This window comes from Flavobacterium piscisymbiosum (assembly GCF_020905295.1).
Taxonomy (GTDB): Bacteria; Bacteroidota; Bacteroidia; order Flavobacteriales; family Flavobacteriaceae; genus Flavobacterium; species Flavobacterium piscisymbiosum.
The window spans coordinates 3,626,742-3,650,051 of the sequence record NZ_JAJJMM010000001.1; the positions used below are offsets into that span (position 1 = coordinate 3,626,742).

Genomic DNA, 23,310 nt, shown 5'->3' on the forward strand with positions numbered 1-23,310 from the left:
AATTATTTGTTGAAAAATTCTATGTCAAATATATCATAATCTAGCAGTTTGACAAACGTTTTTTTGTATTTTTGCAGGAAATTAACGAAAAACGAAAAAATGCAACGCGACGAACAAATTTTTGACCTTATACTAGAGGAACAAGACAGACAAATTCACGGATTAGAACTTATCGCTTCAGAGAATTTTGTAAGTGATGAAGTAATGGAAGCAGCTGGTTCTGTTTTAACTAACAAATATGCCGAAGGATATCCTGGCAAAAGATACTACGGAGGTTGTGAAGTAGTTGACGTTATTGAGCAAATTGCAATAGACAGAGCTAAAGAATTGTTTGGTGCTGAATATGCAAACGTTCAGCCTCACTCAGGATCTCAGGCGAATACATCAGTTTACCATGCATGTTTAAATCCTGGTGATACTATCTTAGGTTTCGACTTATCTCACGGTGGTCACTTGACTCACGGTTCTCCGGTAAACTTTTCAGGACGTTTATACCGTCCGGTTTTTTACGGTGTAGATGCTGAAACAGGTCGTTTAGATTATGATAAAATTCAGGAAATTGCAACTAAAGAACAACCAAAATTAATCATTGCAGGAGCTTCTGCTTATTCTCGTGATATGGATTTTGAGCGTTTTAGAGTAATTGCAGATAGCGTAGGAGCAATCTTATTCGCTGATATTTCTCACCCTGCAGGACTTATTGCAAAAGGATTGATGAATGACCCAATTCCTCATTGTCATATTGTTTCTACAACAACTCACAAAACTTTACGTGGACCACGTGGAGGTTTGATCTTGATGGGCAAAGATTTTGAAAATCCACAAGGATTGAAAACTCCAAAAGGAGAAATCAGAATGATGTCTTCATTATTAGATCTTGCTGTTTTCCCAGGAAATCAAGGTGGACCTTTAATGCATATTATTGCTGCTAAAGCGGTTGCTTTTGGTGAAGCATTAAAAGATGAGTTCTTTACTTATGCTATGCAATTGCAAAAAAATGCAAATGCTATGGCTGATGCTTTTGTAAAAAGAGGATATAAAATTATTTCTGGCGGAACTGATAACCACATGATGCTTATTGACTTAAGAAATAAAAACATTTCTGGTAAAGATGCTGAAAATGCATTAGTAAAAGCAGAAATCACTGTAAATAAAAATATGGTTCCATTTGATGATAAATCACCATTTGTAACTTCAGGAATTCGTGTAGGAACAGCTGCAATCACAACTCGTGGTTTAGTTGAAGAAGACATGGAAACTATCGTAGCACTTATCGATAAAGTATTAGCTGATCATACAAACGAAGCAGTTATCGAAGAAGTAGCAAACGAAGTAAACGAAATGATGAGCGAAAGACCAATTTTCGTATATTAATTTAAGATAAGTCTTAAAGTTTTAAAATCGAAAGTCAAAAGTCTTATTTTGACTTTCGATTTTTGCTTTTATAACTCATAACTTTTAACTGATAACTTTAGAAATGGGCGTACTAAGATTACAATTACCAACAGATCCAAGATGGGTAAATATTGTAGAAAAAAATATTGAAGAAATCTTGACAGATCACGCTTGGTGCGAGCAAAAAGCAGCAACAAATGCGATAACGATTATTACCAATAACTCTGAACATCAGGATTTGGTAAAAGATTTATTGGCTTTAGCCAAAGAAGAAATCGATCATTTTGAGCAGGTTCACAATATCATCATCAAAAGAGGATTAAAACTAGGACGCGAACGCAAAGATGATTATGTAAATGAATTGTATTTATATATGAAGAAAAGCGGCGACGGAAGCCGTGTTTCTGGTCTTGTAGAAAGATTATTATTCTCCGCCATGATCGAAGCCAGAAGCTGCGAACGTTTCAAAGTTTTATCCGAAAATATTCAGGACGAAGAATTGGCTGTTTTCTACAGAGAATTAATGGAAAGCGAAGCAGGTCATTACACTACTTTCATTACCTACGCCCGTAAATACGGAGTTGGAATCGACGTTGAAAAACGCTGGAGAGAATGGCTGGCCTACGAAGAATCTATAATTTCTAATTACGGAAAAGGCGAAACGATTCATGGATAAATTTATTAAAATTCCAATTTTATAAATTCCAAATTCCAAAATACTAGTGTGCAAACTTTGTGAATCTTTGTGCAAATTTTGTGAATCTCTGCGAAATAAAAAAATAAAGGAGATGAAAAATCCGTTTTAATCCGCGTCTTCGCTTTAGCGAATCCGCGTCATCCGTGTGCCATCCTCGTTCCAAATTAACCATAAAGTTTTCAATAATCTAAAGTCTAAAATCAACAATCTAAAATCTAAAATTCCTATATTTGAAAGTAACCAAAACTTCAAACTCATGAGAATAGAAACCGATCTGAAATTAGGATTTAAGGATGTAATGATTCGCCCAAAGAGATCAACGCTAAAAAGCAGATCGGAAGTTTCTTTAGAACGAAATTTTAAATTTTTGCATTCCACCACAAACTGGACAGGAGTTCCAATTATGGCGGCAAATATGGATACGGTAGGAACTTTTGAAATGGCTCAGGTTTTGGCGAAAGAAAAACTTTTTACAGCAATTCATAAACATTATTCATTAGAAGAATGGAATGATTTCCTGAAAAATGTTACACCGGATTTCTATGATTATATCGCTATTAGCACCGGAACCGGAAAGGAAGATTTTGCTAAAATTGGTCAAATAATTACTGCAAATCCTTTACTGAAATTCATTTGTATTGATGTCGCAAACGGTTATTCAGAACATTTTGTTCAGTTTTTAAAACAAACCCGAAAACAATATCCTGATAAAGTTATTATTGCCGGAAATGTTGTAACAGGCGAAATGGTTGAAGAACTATTATTAGCTGGAGCCGATATCGTAAAAGTCGGAATTGGCCCTGGATCTGTTTGTACTACACGTGTAAAAACCGGCGTTGGATATCCACAACTTTCAGCCATTATAGAATGTGCCGATGCTGCGCATGGTTTAGGCGGACACATTATAAGCGATGGCGGTTGTAAAACTCCGGGAGATGTAGCCAAAGCTTTTGGCGCAGGATCAGATTTTGTTATGTTGGGCGGAATGCTCGCAGGACATGCTGAAAGCGGAGGAGAGCTAATCGAAATAAACGGCGAAAAATTCAAACAATTTTACGGAATGAGTTCTACAACAGCAATGGATAAATATGTTGGCGGAGTTGCAGAATACAGAGCCAGCGAAGGAAAAACAGTTCAGGTTCCTTATAAAGGACAAGCCATCAATACAGTTTTGGATATTTTGGGCGGTTTACGAAGTACTTGTACCTATGTAGGCGCATCGAGATTAAAAGAATTGACAAAACGCACAACTTTCATCCGCGTAAGCGAACAGGAAAATCAAGTTTTTACTAAATAATAAAAGTATTTTAAATAGCATTATGATTACGATTACAGCAGCAACAATAAACGATATTAAGCAAATTCAGAATATAGTAAATATTACTTGGCCCATTACCTACGGTGAAATTCTATCAAAAGAACAACTGGAGTATATGTTGGGGCTTTTTTATTCTACTGAAGCTCTAACCGAACAATACGATAAAAAAGTACAGTTATTTTATATGATTGATGAAGATGAAACTAATATAGGTTTTATCGGAATCGAACATCATTACAACGAAAAAGCCCTGACCAAAATTCATAAAATCTATCTTTTGCCGGAAACCCAGGGAAAAGGAATTGGTAAAAAAGTGATTGACGAAATTGGAAAATTGGCTTCAGAAAATAATTCAACTGCTTTATTATTAAACGTAAACCGATTTAATACAGCTTTGGGATTCTACAAAAAAATAGGTTTTGAAGTTAAAGAAGAAGTGAATATTGAAATCGGAAATGGTTATTTGATGGAAGATTATGTAATGGAGAAAAAGATTTAAAACACTAATTTCACTAATTACCACGAATTAGTTTGTGAAATAATTCCACAAACTAAACTCAGAGTTAAAATTCGTGGTAATTAGTGACCCGAGCGATAGCGAACAGACGAAGTAAATTAGTGTTGAATTATTGTTTTAACTCACAATCACATCATGCTTAAACAGCAATCCTTTCACTTCTTTCAAAGAAAAAACAGCTTTCTTCAGTTTGGTTTTTGATGGATCAATAGTATAGTTATAACTTGTTTTAAAATCGGCTTTGTTGGCGATGGCTTTGTCAAATTCTGAACGATATAAGTCGCAATTATCAAAAAGAACGCTGGTAAGATCTGTTGCCATAAAATCGACGGCAATTAAACTACAATTGTTAAACGTTGTTCCTTTAATCTTTAAGGTATAAAACTTCGAAAAGTCCAGAATACAATCATAAAAATGAACTTCAAAAATGAGTTTGTCGCACATGGCAAAATTCACTTCCTTGATTTCGCATCGGTTAAAAGTAGCCGTTCTAAAAGCTACATAATTGATTTTGGCTTCACTAAAAATACAATCGTTAAAAACACAATCGATAAAAGTAACGGCTAGAAAAGTACAGGCCGAAAAATTACAATTATTGAAAACACAACATTCAAAATCCTTAAAATTTACATCATCTCTACCATAAGTAATGGTATCGTATTCTTTATCAAGGAAATATTCAGACTCTTTTTTCAAGGTAATTTTTAATGATTATTTAAGAGTGAAAAGATAATAATTACGTTGCATTAATTATGTATAAAATGGTATTAATTTTTTAGTTTTAAAGTGTGATTTTTCTCAGGAAAATAAACGGATTAGGATTGTTTTTAATTGAAATTAAGATCTTTTATTTGAATCATTTTTTATGAATATGATATTTTTAAAGCCTTAAAATGATAAGTGTTTAATTTTGAGGCTTTATTTTTGTAAAATATTATTAATTTTTAATTTTAAATATTTTATTATAATAGTATTTCGCAGTAGCTTTACAGTGATTTTTTAAGTTAAAACGTAACACTTATATTATATGGGATCAACAAGAAAAGAACATGATTTTTTAGGAGAATTAGATATTCCGAATCATTTGTATTATGGTATCCAAACTTTCAGGGCTGTAGAGAATTTTAATATTACAGGAATTCCAATTTCAAAAGAACCTTTATTTATTAAAGCTTTAGGTTATGTAAAAAAAGCAGCAGCTTTAGCCAATAAAGATTGCGGAGCACTTGATCCTAAAATTGCCGAAGCTATTTGTTACGGAAGTGATCAGGTTATTGCCGGTAAATTCGATCAGGAATTTGTAAGCGATTTGATTCAGGGAGGAGCAGGAACTTCGGTAAATATGAATGCAAATGAGGTAATTGCCAATATTGGTTTGGAATATCTGGGACATAAAAAAGGAGATTACAACTTCCTGCATCCAAATAATCATGTCAATTGTTCTCAATCTACAAACGATGCTTATCCATCGGCATTTAGAATAGCGCTTTACATGAAAATGGAAAGCTTTATTAAAACATTAGAAGGCTTAGAAGTTGCTTTTGCTGCAAAAGGAGAAGAATTTAAAAGTGTTCTTAAAATGGGAAGAACCCAATTGCAAGATGCGGTTCCGATGACTTTAGGACAAGAATTTAAATCCTATGCCACTACAATAGGCGAAGATGTTCGCAGATTAAAAGAAGCTCAGAGTTTGGTTTTAGAAATCAATATGGGAGCAACCGCAATTGGCACAAGAGTAAACGCACCAGAAGGATATCCTGAAATTTGTGTAAATTATTTGGCCAAAGAAGTTGGAATTCCTTTAACGCTTTCTCCGGATTTAATTGAAGCTACTGTTGATACAGGCGCTTATGTTCAGATTATGGGAACATTAAAAAGAACAGCGGTTAAAATTTCTAAAATTTGTAATGATTTAAGATTATTGAGTTCAGGACCAAGAACTGGTTTCAACGAAATCAATTTACCGGCACGTCAGCCAGGATCTTCTATTATGCCAGGAAAAGTAAATCCGGTAATTCCGGAAGTAGTAAACCAGACTTGTTTTTATGTAATTGGTCAGGATTTAACGGTTACCATGGCGGCTGAAGCAGGACAATTGCAATTGAATGTAATGGAGCCAGTAATTGCTTTCGCTATGTTTACATCTTTAGATTACTTATCAAACGCCATTCAGACTTTGATCGATAAATGTATTATTGGGATTACGGCAAATGTAGATCATTGCTATAATATGGTAATGAACAGCATTGGGATTGTAACGCAATTAAACCCAATTTTAGGTTACGAAGTAAGTGCCAGTATCGCTGGTGAAGCTTTAAAAATGAACAAAAGTGTTCATGACATTGTGGTGGTCGAAAGAAAACTAATCACTCAGGAAAAATGGGATGAAATTTACTCATTAGATAATCTGATCAATCCAAAATTTATCACGAAATAAGAAAAAATACTTATAAGTTTATAGAGCCGTCAAATTATATTGACGGCTTTTTTTATGTTCTAAAATGCTGTTTTTTATTAAAGTTGAATTATAAAACCTTGAAAATAAGATGTATATTTACGTGAGGATTGAATGTTATTTCGAAAAATTAAAACTTTCAGATGGTAAAATTTTTAAAAAATAATTATTTTCATCATTATAAAATCTTAGGGTTACTCTTTTTTATTTCATTCAGTTCAATAGCGCAAACAGAAAATGTTAATCCGGAAATATGTCCTCCAAGAACGATTTTAGAAATCTTTAAAAAGAAGGATTCTGCAGCTATGGTAAAACCTTCAAAAAATAACTTTTTCCTTATTATTCCGGCAATAGGTTCTCAGCCAGCAACCGGATTTTTTTTTGGTGCGGTAGCGCAATATACTTTCAAAGGAAAACTTGAATCAGATAAATATTCGATTGCAAATCTGGGGATAACCTATACTACAAAGAAACAATGGTTGGTAAATGTTAAGAATAATATCTTACTCAATAACAATAAGATTTTTTTGAGCGGAGATTATCGCTTGTATATTTTTTCTCAGCCTAATTATGGTTTAGGAACAGATATAGTTCCGCATCACAGCAAGAAGAACCATTTTAGTATTGATTCTATTGCACAGCCTATGGACTATGATTATTTTAAGTTTCACCAAACCGTTTCTTTTGAAGTTCGTAAAAACTTTTATGTAGGCGGAGGAATAAATCTCGATTGGTATTCCAGTATCAAAGACAAAGATCTTGATGTAGAAAACGGAAAATATACCTATCATTATAATTACAGCCAAAAACACGGGTTTAATGATTTAGAATATTTTTTAAGTGGTATGAGCCTCAATTTAGTATACGATTCCAGAGACAATCAGGTAAATTCGACTCGGGGATGGTTTGCTAATATCAATTATCGTTTTAATCCCGTTTTGTTTCATAATCAGGAATATAGTAATGTTTTATATGCAGAGTACCGTCATTTTATACCCCTTTCGAACAAAAACGAAAGATACATTTTAGCACTTTGGGCTTACGGACAATTTATAACCAGAGGAAAAGTTCCGTACCTGAATTTGCCTGCAATAGGCTGGGATCAGCGAAGCCGAAGCGGAGAAGGTTATACACAAGGACTATTTAGAGGAGATGGTTTAGTTTATCTTTCAACAGAATTTAGATTTCCAATTACTTGCGACCAGATGATAAGCGGTACCGTTTTTACCAACTTCGTAACAGCAAGCAATGTCGATGATAATGTTTCATTATTCAGGTCCATTCAACCCGCGGCAGGTCTTGGTTTGCGTATTTTGATCGATAAAAAAACACGGACCAATTTAATTGTAGACTATGCCTGGGGAAATAATTCTAAAGGATTTTATCTAAATGCCGGCGAAACATTTTGATTTGTAATTTAATGTTTGTTAGGTAGTTGTGTTTTTTATGTACGAATTTTATCTTAAAAAATATTTAAATTTTAGAAAGAAAAAACTTAAATTTGAGATTCAATTAACTTTCTAAAAACAAACATTATGAAACAGTACGGTTTACTATTGGTTCTTTTCCTGTCGGTGATAGGAGCGAACGCACAAGATGCAAGGTCTTTTTCTCTTAATTTGTATGGCGGTTACAATTTTCAGGACAAGATTGATTATGATGGTTATTCTGCCACTATTGACGATGGTTTTCAATACGGTGCAGGATTTGAATATTTCTTTTCGACAAATAACTCAGTTGAGGTAAAGTATTTAAGACAAGATTTAAAAATACCTTTTTACGGCCCGCTAGGAAACCAGATTAATGCTGGAAATGACAAGGGAGCCTTTAATTTTATTTTAGCAGATTTTACCCATTATTTTGATACAGGCTCAAATTTACTGCCTTATTTAGGGGCAGGAGCCGGAGTTGGGATTGTAGAAACACCTCAGGGGGGAAGTGGAACTTATTTTGCCTGGGATTTAAAAGCCGGAGTAAAGATTAAAACAGCTTCAGTAGTTTCTGTAAATATTAATGCCTATTTACAATCGATGTCGGCAGCAGTTGGTGAGAGTTATTATTGGACATATTGGTACGGACCAGTTGCGGTTGATGATTATGTTTCTACTTACCAGTTTGGACTTGGCGCTGTATTGAGTTTTAACTTTAAAAATTAGTATTTACCCCCGTAAATCATTCTTAAAAAATATAAAAGCATTCACTTCTGGTGAATGCTTTTTTTGTGGTTACTAAAAGCTATTGTTCATAATTAAATCATAATTTATAACTATTGTGATTTATATTTTTAAACTCAATCCCTATTTTTGTTATTCAGACCACTTATTTATGAAATTATTAATAGTCGAAGACGAACCAAACCTTTTATCTATTTTACGTAAAGGATTTGCCGAAAACAACAACGAAGTTAGTGTAGCAATGGATGGTAAAACAGCCCTGGAAATGCTTCATAATTATAATTTTGATGTTGTAATCTTAGACGTAATGTTACCTGATATTAACGGAATCGAAATTTGCAGACGCCTGCGTGCCAGCAAGAATTTTGTACCTGTTTTGCTTTTAACAGCTCTTGGAACTTCAGAAAATATCGTAACCGGACTTAATGCCGGTGCCGATGATTATTTGGTTAAGCCCTTTAAATTTGGGGAACTTGACGCAAGGGTAAATGCATTACACAGAAGAGCGCATCAGGAAACAGAAAGAATAGACAGCATTACAGTAGGCGATTTAGAGATAAATGCCCGTGCTAAAACCGTAAAAAGAGAAGGAGAATCCATCATTTTAACGGCCAAAGAGTTTAAATTACTCTATTATTTAGCTAAAAATAGCGGTCAGATTGTTTCCCGTGATCAAATCTTAGATAATGTTTGGGATATTAATTTTGATATGAATACAAATGTTGTAGACGTGTATATTACCTATCTGCGCAAAAAAATAGATAAACCTTTTGCAACCAAACTTATTCATACCATGAAAGGTTTAGGTTATGTTATAAAACCATAAAATGGATATAAGAAAAAAAATTACTTTTACTTATGTAGCGCTTTCCAGCTTTAGTACACTATTGTTGTGTATTATTGTCTTTGTCTTGTTTCAGGAAAATAATCGATATCATTTCTTAAAACGATTAGAAGACAGGGCCAAAATTGTCGCTTCAATTCATTTTCAAAACGATCCTGAAAAAATAAAGTATTATAAAAACCTCAAAAAAGACGGACTTGAAGAACTTATAGAAGAAGAAGAATTTGTTCTAAAAATAAACAGCGCCAACAGTTTTGATTATAATACGAACTTAAATTTGCCCAATGAATTCTATACTAATGTTCTAAAAACAGGAGAAGATTATTTCGAAAAAGATAACAAATACTATTTAGGACAAGTTTTTACAGAAAGAAGTCAAAGATACATTGTAATTGTGGGAGCAAGGGATCAAAAAGGCCCTACTACGACGATTTATATTGTAAAAATCATGCTTTTTGGCGGTATCGGATTTATATTTCTGGCTTTTTTCTTAGGGCGCTTTCTCGCAAAACGTGTTATTAATCCCGTAGCGAGAATTACCAAAGAAGTAAATAGAATTAGTGCTTCTAATCTTCATAACCGATTACCCGAAGTAAAAAACTCAGACGAAATCTCAGATCTTACCGAGACATTTAATGATATGCTGGATCGTTTAGAAACCTCTTTTGAGATTCAGGCCAATTTCATTAACAATGCTTCGCACGAATTAAAAACGCCAATTACCACCATTATTGCCGAGTCTGAAATCATGCTGCTTAAAGAACGTCAGGTTCCCGAGTATATTCAGTCATTAGAAAATATCTACAGTCAGGCTTCAAAATTAGGAAACCTTACCGAAAGCCTGCTAAAACTTACTCAAACGGGTTACGACGGTAAAAAACAAGTACTGGATATTGCAAGAATCGACGAATTGTTGATGGATGTAAAATCAGATTTAGATAAAATTTATCCTGATAATCGTGTGAGTATGAAATTTAATTTTGCTCCAAACGATTCTAATCTATTACTAATTCCGTGCAACAAACCACTTTTAGAATTAGCAATAAACAATATTGTTACCAATGGTGTAAAGTACTCAGATAATAATGAGGTTTTTGTTACGCTTTCTGCAAATCAGGAAATGATTAAAATCGCTATCAACGATATTGGTATTGGTATTCCGCCAGAAGATATTCCGCATTTGTACGAACCATTCTTTAGAGGAAAAATTGCCACCAAATATATAGGGTATGGTTTAGGGCTTCCTTTGGCCTCAAAAATCATTCGCATGCACGATGGTGAAATACAAGTACAATCAGAACAAAATAAAGGAACTATTGTAACGATCGTTTTTAATAAATCGAAAATCAAAAAGAACAACATTAAAAATTCTAATGTTGAATCTTAGAAAGTTCTAATTTTATATTAAGCCCCTTCTAATTTCGAGAGAGTTATTTTGTATGTATAAACTAAAAGATTATACATATGAAAAATTTCCTTATACCTACGACTTTAAAAGATGATACTATTTGCGCTGTAAAATCAGCAGTAAGTCAGGCAAAATCATCAGGTTGCGAAATCATTTTAATGATGGTTGCTGATGCCCCGGATACTTTTTCTTCATCAGGTTATTTGCGCGAAATGCGTACCGGACTTACAGCTAGTCAGGAAACAGTGCTTGATACTTGTCGCTATATTATCGAGCATACTCCAAACTGTAAAATAAAAGTACAAAACCAGTACGGTCTTTCTTCTCCAATCTTCAAACGTATTATTGATGTTTTCTCTGTAAAATTAGTCATTCTTACACAGTCCTATAAACAAGAAACAAAACGAATTCATCAGTATTTGATTCAATTAGCAGGAAACCAAAAATGCCCAATATTGCATTTAGGAGTAGAGCAATACAAAGAAGACTTCAACAAAGCACTTTATATCGAAAACGCTCGTGCAAACATGCATGTAAAGGACGTTCAGCAATTCTTGAATGAAAACTTTTCATTTGAAATTGTAAGTCAGACCGCCAATTTCGACGACAACTACGAAAAATTTGCTCCTTATTTATCCGAAGCGATTTCAAAATACGATATCGATTTGTTGGTAGAAACCCGTAAAGGAGAAAAAATCAAATTCAAAAAAGCAAAAAAAGCAGATATGAACGAGAGATTAGGACTTCCGGTTTTGTCTCTTTATGAGGAAATGGCATAATACTCAATTGCTCTCTAAAAAAAATATAAGTTTAATTTAAAACCGAAAATATGTTATTAAAGAAAAGAATACCAATGAAGTACGTTCTCGGGAAAATTAAAGTAGAAATTACATTAGTACTGGCGTATACAATAGTTTTTGAAGTTTTTCACAATTATTTTATCAACCTTCCTGTAGATATCCCAATTGCAATTCCAACAATGATTGGAACCATTATATCTCTATTATTGGCTTTTAAGTCGAATCAGGCTTATGACAGATGGTGGGAAGCCCGAATCGTTTGGGGTGCAATTGTAAATGATTCCAGAACATTGATCAGACAAGTACTGACGTTTTATAAAGACCCTAATTTTTCTGTAGAAGCAAATGAATTCAAAGAAAATTTTGCCAAGCGACAAATTGCATGGTGTTATAGTTTAGGAGAATCTTTACGAAATAGAGACGCCTTAAAACCACTTGAAGGTTTGATAAGCGACGAAGAATTACGTTTTGTAAAAAATCATCAAAACATACCTAATGCCATTTTATTATTGCATGCGAGAGATCTTCGAAATGCTAAAAATGACAAACGTATTAATATGTATCAGCAGGTAGAAATCGATAATACTTTGTCAAGATTATGTGATGAAATGGGTAAATGTGAGAGAATTAAAAACACTATTTTTCCAACGACTTACAGTATGTACATCAGATTGACATTGTGTTTGTTTATTTTACTATTGCCTTTTGGATTAATTAGTGTATTGAGCTGGTTCGCAATTCCATTAATTACAGCTATTGCAGCCGCTTTCTTTTTAATCGAAAGAATGGCAATTCACTTGCAGGATCCATTTGAAAATAGGCCTACAGATACACCTGTAACCACTATTGCCAATACTATCGAAAGAAATATCACTCAGATGATGAATGAATACCAAAGCGAATTTGATATTATCAATGAATTTCATCTTCAGCCTGAGCCTAAAAAAGCGGAAAACAACGCTTATTTTGTTTTATAATTAAAATTGATTTTGGTTTCTCAATTTGTTGCCGGACAACGCTATTTACAGCATTGTCCGGTTTTTTTTATAAATATTTTCATGTTTTTTTTTCAGGACTTCGTTCCGGATGACAAACAAAAAATCTGTGTAGATCCGTGTTTTTGCAAAGCAAATCCGCGTCATCCGCGTGCCATGACAAAGATTGTCGCGCTTCTTGATTCTTCGTTCCGGATGGCAAACAAAAAATCCGCGAATATCCGTTTTTTTGCGAAGCAAATCCGTGTCATCCGCGTGCCATGACAAAGATTGTCGAGTTTCTTGTGTGATCCTTCCTGCATCAGGATGGCAAGATTGCGCAGAGTTTATCATCATCGATGAAGCAATCTACCCAAAATTTGTATAGATTCTCTTAATTCATTCGTCCATACCAATCCAAAACTCAATCGCATACAATTCGAAAATTGATCCTGAAAAGAGAAAATTCTTCCGGGCGCGATACTAATCTTGTGTTGCATCGCCAAATGATAAAAAGCAGCAGTATCAACACTTTTATCCAGTTCTATCCAAAGAAAAAATCCCCCTTGCGGCTGACTCACTTTTGTTCCTTTCGGAAAATATTCCAAAACCGTATTGATATAATTGTTGCAGTTATGATTTAGGATCTGACGTATTTTTCTAAGGTGGTTTTCGTATCGGCCATTTTTTAGAAAATCTCCCACAACCTGATGCGTAATAGTAGGAGAGGAAAGTGAATGGTAAATTTTGTTGCGTAATATTTCTTTTTTAAATTTTCCCGGCGAAACCCAGCCTACGCGATAACCTGGAGCCAGAGTTTTAGAAACCGAACTGCAGCAAAGCACAATACCGCTTTCGTCATAGGTTTTACAATTCGTTGGTCGGCTTGCGCCAAAGTACAAATCGCCGTGAATATCATCTTCGATTAACGGAATATTGTAGAATTCCATCAACCTAACGACTTCCATTTTATGTTCAGCCGGCATCATACTTCCTGACGGATTACTAAAATTACTCATTAGCAAACAAAGCTTTACTTTTTTAGATGAAAGTGCTTTTTTTAGCGCTTCCAGTTCTATTCCTGTTGTCATGTTGGTTGGCAATTCCATGATGTACAATCCTAATGATTTTGCCAATTGGAGAATCCCAAAATAAGCGGGACTTTCTGTAATGATAGTATCTCCGGGTTGAGTTAGAGTCATTAAACAATGTGATATTGCGCTAGTACAGCCGGGCGTTGTAATAATATCCTCTTCGGTCAGTGAACCTCCCCAGGTAAAAGACCATCTGGCAATTTCTCTTCTTAAATTCGGATTCCCTTTTACTTGCTCATAACTCGTTCCGCTATTAGGAAGTTGTCGCATTGCCTGAACCATTCCTTTATTTAATTTCGCAATAGGCAGCAATTCATTCGACGGAAAACCCAAAGAAAGCATCGTGATATCAGGATCAGTCATATTACCATACACCTGATCGATCAAATCTTCCCGGTCAACATTGGCACATTTTAAAATAGGACTGCTTGGCGAAGGCTCAGGAATCGTTCTGGCCGAAATATTACTCACATAATAACCGGATTGCGGTCTTGACTCGATCAGTGATCTGCTTTCGATTTCATAATATGCTTTACTTACCGTGCTCATGCTGTAACCCGTTTCGGCACAGACTTCACGTATCGATGGCAGTTTGTCACCCACATTCAAAACACCGGATTTTATTTGTTTTTCGATTCGGTCAGCAAACTGAAGATACAAGTAATTTGGATTTTTCATAAAAAAAAACTGTTATGGTGCAATTTACAAAAACTGTATCTGTATTGCTGTTTTATTTTTTAGAAATTTGTTTTAGTAGAAAACTAAACAAAAACAACATTCGTGAAAACAACAAAATACTACATAGCTGCCATTACTTGTTTTGTAATCTGGGGATTTTTTAGTCTGGTTTTAAAACCCATACACGACTATGCTTCTCTGGATATTTTGTTCTATCGCGTTTTTAGCTGTAGTATTCTAATGTTGATTATTGCTTTTACTTTCAAAAGAAAAAGAATAAAAGAAGCAATTCAAAACTTCAAATCGTTGCCCACTTTTGAGAAACGCAAAACCATTTTATTAAATATTGGCGGAAGCGTGTTTCTAATGGCCAACTGGTTTACATTTATTTATGTAATGAACCACGTTAGCGTAAAAGCAACATCATTGGCTTATTTGGTTTGTCCAATTTTAACCACTTTACTGGCTTATTTTATTTTGCACGAAAAACTCAGCAAAACCCAATGGATCGCAGTTGGTTTGAGCATTTCCGGTTGTGTACTTTTATCGTATGCCAATATTATGGATATGTTTTTTAGCATCATTATAGGTTCTACTTATGCATCTTATCTTGTAAGTCAGAGAGTCAATAAAGGTTTCGACAAATTTATAATTCTAACATTTCATATTACTTTGGCCGCGTTGTTCTTGTTGCCTTTTTATCCTATATACAGCGGTCCGGTTCCAACGGAGTTTAAGTTTTATTTCTGTATAGAAACCATTGCGATTTTGTTTACGATTTTTCCTTTGTTTCTTAATCTCTATGCTTTGTCAGGAATAAATTCTTCAACAGTTGGGATGCTTTTAAATATTAACCCAATGATTGCTTTTCTATTGGCTATGTTTCTGTATAAAGAACAGTTCGGACTCATACAGATTATAGCTTACGGAATTGTTTTTCTGGCTGTTTTGGTTTTCAATTCTCATCATATTTTTGCCATGAAGCAAAAGTTTATCGCAATATCCAAAGATTCTAAAATAACGTGAGGTTTTTTTGTGTTTTTTATTGGTTTAAAATATAAATTACCAGAATCTTAACAGGATGTTTAAACAGGAATGACTATTTTCATTCCTGTTTTTTTATGCGACATTTTTTCGCCACTCCCGATAGCTATCGGGAGTGGTAATAAAACGTATGAAAAAGAATGCCACAGATTATACGATTAAAAGGATTAATTTCTGTGCTAAAAAAATAGCCACGAATTTCACGAATTTTCGCGATTTTTTTAATCTGCTCAATCTGCTCAATCTGCGTGAACTTTTTTACGCCGTAATAATCGACAGTAAAGAGCCTAATTAATTAGTAAAAATTCGTGAATCCCGATAGCTATCGGGAGTGGCGAAAAACTTTAATCTGTGGCAAAAAAAAGATACAAACTGAACAACTATTTATATGAAAAATACCAAACTCCAAGCCTTTATCCCGTTATTTTATTTAGTGTGGTCTGATGATTTACTGACTCAAAAAGAGTTTACCACCATTCAGAAATTTATTAATGACTTAAGTTGGCTTTCGCCCGAAGAAAAACAACAATTAGTATCAAGATTAGATATTTCAAATCCGCCTTCGCGAAATGAACTCACCCAATGGAAATTGGATATCGAAAACAGCATCCAAAATAAATCAGATATAAAGTCCATTTTTGATATTGCAGTAGCGCTTTCAGAAAAAGATGTAGATATTTCGAAATTGCAATCTGATTTTATAAAATTAGAGAACGATCTCGGAATTCTGGGCGAAGAAGCGCTTCAAAACTTTAAAACAAAAGCAAGTTCTTTTACAGCCAATTCTCAAACCAATGCCGATTTTGATATTCAGAAAATAACGGACATTTTAAACGGTAAAGAAGCGGCTATTATCAATAAAGTAAAATCAGTGATTTCGAGACCTGAATTTGCTTATGAAACTTCTACAGATATCAATGTATACCGCCAAACAGTATACAATTGGTGTAAAATCCTTGCTGATGAAAATCTCGGAAATATGGCTTATCCAAAGCAATATGGAGGAGGAGAAAACATAGCCGATTATTTTGCGATTATGGAAACGCTAAGTTATCACGATTTGAGTCTGGTAATTAAATTTGGAGTTCAGTTTGGATTGTGGGGAATGAGCGTTCAGTCGTTAGGTACAGAGAAACATTATGCCAAATACCTAAAAGATATTGGAACTTTAAAAATTCCCGGGTGTTTTGCCATGACCGAAACTCATCACGGATCAAACGTAAAAGGACTGGAAACCACAGCCACTTACAATCATAACGATCAAACATTTACGATTCATACGCCCACTAAAAATGCGCAAAAAGAATATATTGGCAACGCAGCTGTTCACGGACAAATGGCGACTGTTTTTGCTAAACTAGTTATCGATGGTCATGATTATGGCGTAAATGCTTTTGTGGTTCCGCTAAGAGACACCAACGGAAATACTTTAAACGGAATTACGATAGGCGATTGCGGACATAAAATGGGATTAAACGGAGTAGATAACGGAACAATTAGTTTTGACAATGTGGTGATTCCGAAAGAAAATATGCTGGATCGATTTGCTTCTGTAAATGATAAGGGGGAATTCGAAAGCCCAATCCCGAGTGACAACAGACGATTTTTTACGATGTTAGGTACTTTGGTTGGAGGACGAATCGGGATTCCGCGTTCTGCTTTGGCTGCAGCCAAATCCGGATTAACAATTGCCATTCGCTACAGCGATCAACGCCGACAATTTGGACCAGAAGGAGGATCTGAAGTTCCGATTTTAAATTACAGAATGCATCAGCGAAGATTAATTCCGCCTTTGGCGAAAACTTATGCTGTACATTTTGCTTTGCAATATCTTACCAATCGCTTTTTAAATAAAACCGAAGCCGAAATGCAGGAAATCGAAGCTTTGGCAGCAGGAATGAAATCCTATTCTACCTGGAGTACAAGAGATATTCTGCAGGAATGCCGCGAAGCTATTGGAGGAAAAGGATATTTGTCTGAAAACCGAATTGATGCCTTAAAAAATGATACCGAAATATACACGACTTTTGAAGGTGATAATACCGTTTTGATGCAATTGGTGGCTAAAAATCGTTTGTCTGAATTCAGAAAATCGTTTGGTGAAATGGGTTCTTTGGGAATTATTAATTATGTGTATGAAAATGCAAAAACGGCATTCACAGAGAAAAATCCAATTGCTACCAGAAGAACAGATGATGAACATTTACTGGATCCTGAATTTCATTTACAGGCTTTTATTCACAGAGAAAAAACAATTTTAGCTTCGGCAGCGCGACGCATCAAAAAATTGGGCGATGGAGGTTTAGAACCTTATGATGCTTTTAATGTTGTGCAACATCAAATGATCGATGTCGCTCAGGCGTATCTGGAAAGAGTAGTTTTAGAACAATTTCAATTGGCTATAAAAGAAGTAGAAGACATTAAAACAAAAGAAATACTAACAAAACTGAACCAGTTATACGCACTTTCGCAAATAGAAAAAAACAAAGGCTGGTATCTTGAAGACGGTTATATGGAAGCTGTAAAAACCAAAGCAATTCGTAAAATAGTCAATCAATTGTGTTGGGATATTCGCCCGGATGCCGTTTCATTGGTCAATGCTTTTGATATTCCGGAGAGTTGTCTTGCAGCACCAATTGCTGTCCGATAAAAGAGTAAAGAGTAAAGAGTAAAGAGTAAAGAGTAAAGAGTAAAGAGTAAAGAGTAAAGAGAATAGATCTTGTGGGAACTTTGTCAAAGTTTTAAACTTTGACAAAGTTTATGGAGTCATTTTTTTGTCATCCCTAACGAGGGATCTCCACAAGAAGCTCTACAAAGATTGGTGATTCTGCAAGAGGAGCTACTTGCGGAGATCCCTCGTTCCTCGGGATGACAAGATTGTGGTTACTCATTGTATTAGAGCTGTTATGTGATTTTTAAATAAGAAAAAAAACTTTCTAATCCTTTTAATCTGTGGCAAAAAAATAAATCAAAGAGAAAAATGATATAATTATTTTTATATCATTAATAAAATAAATTATAGCTCTAACATCGTTTTATTGAAATAACTAGCCTTTTCGAAATCTTTTATATTGATAGAAATCACAGGAACTTCAGGAAGTACTCTATTCAGTTTAGAAACAATTACTTTCGAAAGATTCGCTTTTTGTTCTGTATTTCTGCCCTCCATAATATAGGTAAAAACGTGAATAAAGTCTTTTAAGGAATTTCCGTTGTTGTAATACGAATACAGATTAATACGCACCTTAATCTCAGACTCATCAAAAAGACCGGTTGATAATGCGGCATTAAAAACGTCCTGCATAATATCATCTGCAGATTTTAACCGAATAACATTTTCTGAGCAATCAATAATAAAATGAGGCATTTGTGTTGGTTTTAGATTATAGCATTAGACCTGAACCAAATTTACAAAAATCCTGATGATATAAAGACCAAACAAATTTCTTTTGCACTTGATTTTCTGTTACAAAAGTCAAAATTTTCGACTTACTAAATAATTCATTTTTGTACCTGCACTTTCTTATATTTGTAGGTCTCATTATATCATAATTGTTTTGAAAAATTATTTATTGTTTTGTTTATTCGTTCTTGTAGGCAGTCCTGTTTATTCATCAGACAGCACTAATACTATTTTAGCAAAGCTCAATGATGCTTTAAAAAATAAAGCACACTATGTCAGGCTTAAAGAAGAGCGTATTCTGAACTTTAAAAAAATCAAATCTGATGATTTAACTCAGGAACAAGAATACAATTACAACAAAACTTTATATACAGAATACCAAAAGTTCAACTCAGATTCGGCCATTTTTTATGTCAAAAAGAACCTCAAGATCGCTACCGGACTTCAAAATAATGAATTGCTGAATCTGGCAAATTTACAGTTGGTTACCCTTTATTCTTCCTCAGGAAAATACCGCGAATCTGAAGCTATTTTAAAAAGCATTGACAAAAAAACACTTTCAAAATCGTTACTTCAAACCTACTATATTGCTTATCGTGAATTTTTTGAGCATTATGCGGCCAATAGTTATGATATAAAATATATTCAGAAAATACGCGAGTACCGTGATTCTCTGGTCGCTGTTTTAGATCCTAATACGCTAAATTATCAGATCAATAAAATTCAGCAATTGATGTCAAAAAAAAACTATGATATTGCCGAAAAGCAATTATTAGCAATATTTGATAATATCAAGGAAGATAACTCTCAGTACGCGATGGTTACCTATCTTTTGGGCAGTATTTACGAGGCAAGACATCAATTAGAACCAAGAAAAAAATACTACGCATTATCATCTACTTCAGATTTAAAAAATGCGAATAAAGACAATGCATCACTTCAGGAACTGGCCTTGGTTTTTTATGAAATAGGCGATGTCGATATGGCATACAAATTAACACAATCGGCTATTGAAGATGCGCTTTATTGCAATGTTCAGTTTCGTACGCTTTTAATGTCAGAAGTTTATTCGATTATCAATACCGTTTATTTAGAAAAAGAAGCCAAAAGAAAAACAGAGTTGCAGCTGTATTTGTTATGCATCAGTTTACTTTCGGCATTTTTGATCGTAGCTGTTATTTATGTTTACAAACAAATGAAAAAAGTGTCCAGAATACGCGGAGAACTTTATGAAACCAGTCAAAAATTAGCCGAATTAAATAAAGATATTACAGAAACCAACAATCAACTGCAGGAACGTAACGCACAGTTGTCAGAATCGAATCATATTAAAGAGGAATACATTGCACATTTCTTTAGTTTGTGCTCGACTTACATCAATAAATTAGAAAATTACCGCATTATTCTAAACAAAAAAGCAACGGCAAAACAGTTTGATGAGATTTATAAAATGCTTAAATCAACAACCTTGGTCGATAACGAACTCGAGGAATTGTACAAGAATTTCGACATTATATTCCTGAATTTATATCCCACTTTCGTGAAAGATTTCAACGCACTTTTGATTAAGGAAGAGCAAATAGTTTTAAAACAAGGAGAATTGCTAAATACTGAACTTCGTATTTTTGCTTTAATCCGTTTAGGAATTACCGACAGTGTAAAAATTGCAGCGTTCCTTCGTTACTCTTTAAGCACAATTTATAATTATCGCACCCGAGCTCGAAATAAAGCCGCAGTTTCGCGAAATGATTTTGAAGAAATGGTCATGAAAATTGGTTTAATTTCATTGAAAGTGTAATTATTTATTTTAAAACCACTACTTTTTTTAGGGGGTATTTTTGTACAAGTCTTTGTAATTCAGTAGATTATTTTTCTGTTTCACTACTTTTTTTCGTTTAAAAATTAAAAACGAACTATAACGTTTTAGCTTTACAATATTATTAAAAGGTAATAATGACCTTATTGCTGCCTTTTATATTATCCATTAAATGCTTTAATAAATTAATAGTTATGTTTAAAAACGTTAAAACAATTGTTGTTTTACTTTTGTTGAGCTCTATCGGTGTAAATGCACAGAGTAAAGTTCCGGTTTATCTAGATGATAAAAAGCCAATTAATGAGCGTGTAGAAGATGCTCTTAAAAGAATGACCACAGCAGAAAAAATTGCCATGATTCATGCGCAATCCAAATTCAGTTCACCGGGTGTACCACGTTTAGGGATTCCGGAAAACTGGATGACTGACGGGCCACACGGAATTCGTACCGAAGTAAAATGGGACGAATGGGATCAGGCAGGCTGGACAAATGATTCTTGTATTGCATTTCCGGCTCTTACAGCACTTTCTGCAACCTGGAACAAAGAGTTATCTTCTTTATATGGTAAATCAATTGGGGAAGAAGCGCGCTACCGTAATAAAAATGTATTGTTAGGACCTGGAGTAAATATCTACAGAACACCATTAAACGGTCGTAACTTCGAATATATGGGAGAAGATCCTTTTCTTGCTGCCAAGATGGTTGTTCCTTATATAAAAGGTGTACAAGCAAACGGAGTGGCTGCCTGTGTAAAACATTTTGCCTTAAACAATCAGGAAACAAAACGTAACTCAGTAAACGTAATCGTTGATGATCGTGCTTTATACGAAATCTATTTACCTGCTTTTAAAGCTGCAGTTCAGGAAGGTGATGCCTGGGCAATTATGGGTTCATACAACAGATACAAAGGACAGCAATGTTGTCATAATGAATTTTTATTAAATGATATTCTTCGCGGAGAATGGGGTTTCAAAGGTGTTGTAGTTTCAGATTGGGGTGGCGTTAGCGATACAAAACAATCTATCTTTAATGGTCTTGATATGGAATTTGGTTCATGGACTAATGGACTTTCATGGGGAACCAGCAATGCGTATGATAATTATTATCTGGCAAAACCATATTCTGAAATGATTAGAAAAGGTGAAGTTGGAACTAAAGAATTAGACGAAAAAGTACGTCGTATTTTACGTTTATCTTTCTTAACTACAATGGATAGAAACCGTCCGTTTGGATCTTTTGGAACACAAGAACACGCAGACGCAGGCCGCAAAATTGCCGAAGAAGGAATTGTATTGCTTCAAAACAACAATAATATTTTACCAATCAACCTTTCTAAAACTAAGAAAATCGTTGTTATTGGTGAAAATGCGATCAAAATGATGACTGTAGGTGGAGGAAGTTCTTCGCTTAAAGCAAGATACGAAATTACACCTCTTGAAGGATTAAAGAAAAGAATTGGTAACCAGGCAGAAATCGTTTATGCCCGTGGTTATGTAGGAGATCCAAAAAGTGAATATAACGGAGTAGTAGCAAAAGTAAGTTTAGAGGACAAACGTTCTCCTGCAGAATTGACTGCCGAGGCTCTTAAAGTTGCTAAAGATGCGGATGTTGTTCTTTTTATTGGAGGATTAAACAAAAGTGATAATCAGGATGCAGAAGGACATGATCGTAAAGAATTGGGCTTGCCATACGGTCAGGATAAATTAATTACCGAATTGGTTAAAGTAAATAAAAATGTGGTTTTTGTAAATATTTCAGGAAACGCTGTGGCAATGCCGTGGGTAAAAGAAGTTCCGGGAATTGTACAAGGATGGTTTTTAGGTACAGAAGCAGGAAATGCTTTGGCTAATGTTTTGGTTGGAGATGTAAACCCTTCAGGAAAATTATCTTTTACTTTCCCAGTAAAATTAGCTGATAACGGAGCTCATGCTTTAGGAGAATTTCCTGGTGGAGATGAGGTAAAATATAACGAAGGAATTTTTGTAGGTTACCGTTGGGCCGACAAGCAAAAAGCAAAACCATTATTCTCTTTTGGTCACGGTTTAAGCTATACAACTTTTGCTTACGGAAAAGTAACGGCAGATAAAAAACAAATGTCAAGCAGCGATAAAATTACATTCTCTGTTAATGTAAAAAACACAGGATCAAGAGAAGGGTCTGAGGTTGTTCAGCTTTATATCAGCGATTTAAAATCTTCATTACCACGTCCGATTAAAGAATTAAAAGGATTTGAGAAAATTTCGCTTAAAGCGGGAGAAGAAAAAACAGTAACTTTTACAGTAGATAAAACAGCTTTAAGCTTTTTTGATGATAAAAAACACGACTGGGTTGCTGAACCGGGAGCTTTTGAAGCAATCGTTGGAGCATCTTCGACAGATATAAAATCAAAAGTGGGATTCTCACTTCAATAATTTCATTATTTCTAAATTGGTTGGTTGTAAAGCTGCAAGTGTAAAAATTTGCAGCTTTACTTTTAAAATGATTTTACCATTTAAAAATTTACCATTAAGATATTAAGGAAATTAAGCTTTGTGTTTGCTGTACTTGAAAATTTTATTCGTAAGGAAATTAAGTATTGTGTTTAATATGTATTGTGGAGTTAAACTCTTCTTTGTTTGCTCTGCGAAAAACTTTGGGAACTTTTCGGTTATCTATTTAAAGAAAACTATGACTGTTTAGAAAAAATCTTATTT

At 34.3% G+C, this 23,310-nt stretch carries 18 protein-coding genes; 15 read left to right on the forward strand and 3 right to left on the reverse strand.

Annotated features, from left to right (window positions below; all coding sequences use genetic code 11):
- Nucleotides 1-99 precede the first annotated feature (99 nt).
- The 4 genes from glyA to LNP81_RS15845 all read left to right on the forward strand — a co-directional run bounded on the left by glyA (nucleotide 100) and on the right by LNP81_RS15845 (nucleotide 3,909).
- On the forward strand, nucleotides 100-1,374 hold the full coding sequence (gene glyA, locus LNP81_RS15830; RefSeq protein ID WP_230037444.1) for a serine hydroxymethyltransferase: 1,275 nt from the start codon (nucleotides 100-102) through the stop codon (nucleotides 1,372-1,374).
- 103 nt (nucleotides 1,375-1,477) lie between these two features.
- On the forward strand, nucleotides 1,478-2,071 hold the full coding sequence (locus tag LNP81_RS15835; protein ID WP_007810758.1) for a MiaE family protein: 594 nt from the start codon (nucleotides 1,478-1,480) through the stop codon (nucleotides 2,069-2,071).
- Between the two features lie 277 nt (nucleotides 2,072-2,348).
- On the forward strand, nucleotides 2,349-3,389 hold the full coding sequence (locus tag LNP81_RS15840; RefSeq protein ID WP_230037446.1) for a GMP reductase: 1,041 nt from the start codon (nucleotides 2,349-2,351) through the stop codon (nucleotides 3,387-3,389).
- 22 nt (nucleotides 3,390-3,411) lie between these two features.
- A complete protein-coding gene (locus LNP81_RS15845) occupies nucleotides 3,412-3,909 on the forward strand; it encodes a GNAT family N-acetyltransferase (protein ID WP_230037448.1) in 498 nt (165 codons plus the stop codon).
- A 135-nt stretch (nucleotides 3,910-4,044) separates the two neighbouring features.
- Here the strand turns inward: LNP81_RS15845 and LNP81_RS15850 are convergent, their stop codons facing one another.
- Complete coding sequence (locus LNP81_RS15850; protein WP_230037451.1) at nucleotides 4,045-4,623, reverse strand: pentapeptide repeat-containing protein; 579 nt, start codon at nucleotides 4,621-4,623, stop codon at nucleotides 4,045-4,047.
- A 331-nt stretch (nucleotides 4,624-4,954) separates the two neighbouring features.
- Here LNP81_RS15850 and aspA point away from each other — a divergent pair, with 331 nt between their 5' ends.
- The 7 genes from aspA to LNP81_RS15885 all read left to right on the forward strand — a co-directional run bounded on the left by aspA (nucleotide 4,955) and on the right by LNP81_RS15885 (nucleotide 12,585).
- Nucleotides 4,955-6,364, forward strand: a complete 1,410-nt coding sequence (gene aspA, locus LNP81_RS15855; RefSeq protein WP_230037453.1) for an aspartate ammonia-lyase — start codon at nucleotides 4,955-4,957, stop codon at nucleotides 6,362-6,364.
- Between the two features lie 161 nt (nucleotides 6,365-6,525).
- Nucleotides 6,526-7,791 carry a BamA/TamA family outer membrane protein gene (locus LNP81_RS15860; protein WP_230037455.1) on the forward strand — a complete coding sequence of 422 codons (1,266 nt, stop codon included), beginning with the start codon at nucleotides 6,526-6,528 and terminating at the stop codon, nucleotides 7,789-7,791.
- Between the two features lie 126 nt (nucleotides 7,792-7,917).
- Nucleotides 7,918-8,538, forward strand: coding sequence for an outer membrane beta-barrel protein (locus LNP81_RS15865; protein WP_230037457.1), 621 nt, complete (start codon nucleotides 7,918-7,920; stop codon nucleotides 8,536-8,538).
- Between the two features lie 169 nt (nucleotides 8,539-8,707).
- Nucleotides 8,708-9,382, forward strand: a complete 675-nt coding sequence (locus LNP81_RS15870; RefSeq protein ID WP_065449644.1) for a response regulator transcription factor — start codon at nucleotides 8,708-8,710, stop codon at nucleotides 9,380-9,382.
- A gap of 1 nt (nucleotide 9,383) precedes the next feature.
- Nucleotides 9,384-10,787 (forward strand): sensor histidine kinase, encoded by a 1,404-nt coding sequence (locus LNP81_RS15875; RefSeq protein WP_230037459.1) that lies wholly within the window; start codon nucleotides 9,384-9,386, stop codon nucleotides 10,785-10,787.
- Between the two features lie 77 nt (nucleotides 10,788-10,864).
- Nucleotides 10,865-11,587, forward strand: a complete 723-nt coding sequence (locus LNP81_RS15880; protein ID WP_230037461.1) for an adenine nucleotide alpha hydrolase family protein — start codon at nucleotides 10,865-10,867, stop codon at nucleotides 11,585-11,587.
- 50 nt (nucleotides 11,588-11,637) lie between these two features.
- A complete protein-coding gene (locus tag LNP81_RS15885; RefSeq protein ID WP_230037463.1) occupies nucleotides 11,638-12,585 on the forward strand; it encodes a bestrophin family protein in 948 nt (315 codons plus the stop codon).
- A gap of 350 nt (nucleotides 12,586-12,935) precedes the next feature.
- Here the strand turns inward: LNP81_RS15885 and LNP81_RS15890 are convergent, their stop codons facing one another.
- Nucleotides 12,936-14,354 (reverse strand): aminotransferase-like domain-containing protein, encoded by a 1,419-nt coding sequence (locus LNP81_RS15890; RefSeq protein WP_230037465.1) that lies wholly within the window; start codon nucleotides 14,352-14,354, stop codon nucleotides 12,936-12,938.
- 102 nt (nucleotides 14,355-14,456) lie between these two features.
- On the opposite strand from LNP81_RS15890, the gene LNP81_RS15895 reads away from it, so the two are divergent.
- Both LNP81_RS15895 and LNP81_RS15900 read left to right on the forward strand, forming a co-directional pair.
- Complete coding sequence (locus LNP81_RS15895; RefSeq protein ID WP_230037467.1) at nucleotides 14,457-15,380, forward strand: EamA family transporter; 924 nt, start codon at nucleotides 14,457-14,459, stop codon at nucleotides 15,378-15,380.
- Between the two features lie 406 nt (nucleotides 15,381-15,786).
- Nucleotides 15,787-18,048: an acyl-CoA dehydrogenase family protein gene (locus LNP81_RS15900; protein WP_230037469.1), complete on the forward strand. Its 2,262-nt coding sequence runs from the start codon at nucleotides 15,787-15,789 to the stop codon at nucleotides 18,046-18,048.
- 366 nt (nucleotides 18,049-18,414) lie between these two features.
- Here LNP81_RS15900 and LNP81_RS15905 read toward each other — a convergent pair whose 3' ends face one another.
- Nucleotides 18,415-18,765 carry a 5-carboxymethyl-2-hydroxymuconate Delta-isomerase gene (locus LNP81_RS15905; protein WP_230037471.1) on the reverse strand — a complete coding sequence of 117 codons (351 nt, stop codon included), beginning with the start codon at nucleotides 18,763-18,765 and terminating at the stop codon, nucleotides 18,415-18,417.
- Nucleotides 18,766-18,955: 190 nt separating this feature from the next.
- On the opposite strand from LNP81_RS15905, the gene susR reads away from it, so the two are divergent.
- Together susR and LNP81_RS15915 are read left to right on the forward strand one after the other, a co-directional pair.
- Entirely contained in the window at nucleotides 18,956-20,599 is a 1,644-nt protein-coding gene (gene susR / locus LNP81_RS15910) for a SusR family glycan utilization regulator (RefSeq protein WP_230037473.1), read from the forward strand.
- Nucleotides 20,600-20,811: 212 nt separating this feature from the next.
- Complete coding sequence (locus LNP81_RS15915; protein WP_230037475.1) at nucleotides 20,812-23,028, forward strand: glycoside hydrolase family 3 C-terminal domain-containing protein; 2,217 nt, start codon at nucleotides 20,812-20,814, stop codon at nucleotides 23,026-23,028.
- Nucleotides 23,029-23,310: the final 282 nt, after the last annotated feature.

Excerpts from the sequence above, each read along its gene's own strand:
- glyA (WP_230037444.1), top strand. The coding sequence starts at position 100 with ATGCAACGCGACGAACAAATTTTTGACCTTATACTAGAGGAACAAGAC.
- LNP81_RS15835 (WP_007810758.1), top strand. The coding sequence starts at position 1,478 with ATGGGCGTACTAAGATTACAATTACCAACAGATCCAAGATGGGTAAAT.
- LNP81_RS15840 (WP_230037446.1), top strand. The coding sequence starts at position 2,349 with ATGAGAATAGAAACCGATCTGAAATTAGGATTTAAGGATGTAATGATT.
- LNP81_RS15845 (WP_230037448.1), top strand. The coding sequence starts at position 3,412 with ATGATTACGATTACAGCAGCAACAATAAACGATATTAAGCAAATTCAG.
- aspA (WP_230037453.1), top strand. The coding sequence starts at position 4,955 with ATGGGATCAACAAGAAAAGAACATGATTTTTTAGGAGAATTAGATATT.
- LNP81_RS15860 (WP_230037455.1), top strand. The coding sequence starts at position 6,526 with ATGGTAAAATTTTTAAAAAATAATTATTTTCATCATTATAAAATCTTA.
- LNP81_RS15865 (WP_230037457.1), top strand. The coding sequence starts at position 7,918 with ATGAAACAGTACGGTTTACTATTGGTTCTTTTCCTGTCGGTGATAGGA.
- LNP81_RS15870 (WP_065449644.1), top strand. The coding sequence starts at position 8,708 with ATGAAATTATTAATAGTCGAAGACGAACCAAACCTTTTATCTATTTTA.
- LNP81_RS15875 (WP_230037459.1), top strand. The coding sequence starts at position 9,384 with ATGGATATAAGAAAAAAAATTACTTTTACTTATGTAGCGCTTTCCAGC.
- LNP81_RS15880 (WP_230037461.1), top strand. The coding sequence starts at position 10,865 with ATGAAAAATTTCCTTATACCTACGACTTTAAAAGATGATACTATTTGC.
- LNP81_RS15885 (WP_230037463.1), top strand. The coding sequence starts at position 11,638 with ATGTTATTAAAGAAAAGAATACCAATGAAGTACGTTCTCGGGAAAATT.
- LNP81_RS15890 (WP_230037465.1), bottom strand. The coding sequence starts at position 14,354 with ATGAAAAATCCAAATTACTTGTATCTTCAGTTTGCTGACCGAATCGAA.
- LNP81_RS15900 (WP_230037469.1), top strand. The coding sequence starts at position 15,787 with ATGAAAAATACCAAACTCCAAGCCTTTATCCCGTTATTTTATTTAGTG.
- LNP81_RS15905 (WP_230037471.1), bottom strand. The coding sequence starts at position 18,765 with ATGCCTCATTTTATTATTGATTGCTCAGAAAATGTTATTCGGTTAAAA.
- LNP81_RS15915 (WP_230037475.1), top strand. The coding sequence starts at position 20,812 with ATGTTTAAAAACGTTAAAACAATTGTTGTTTTACTTTTGTTGAGCTCT.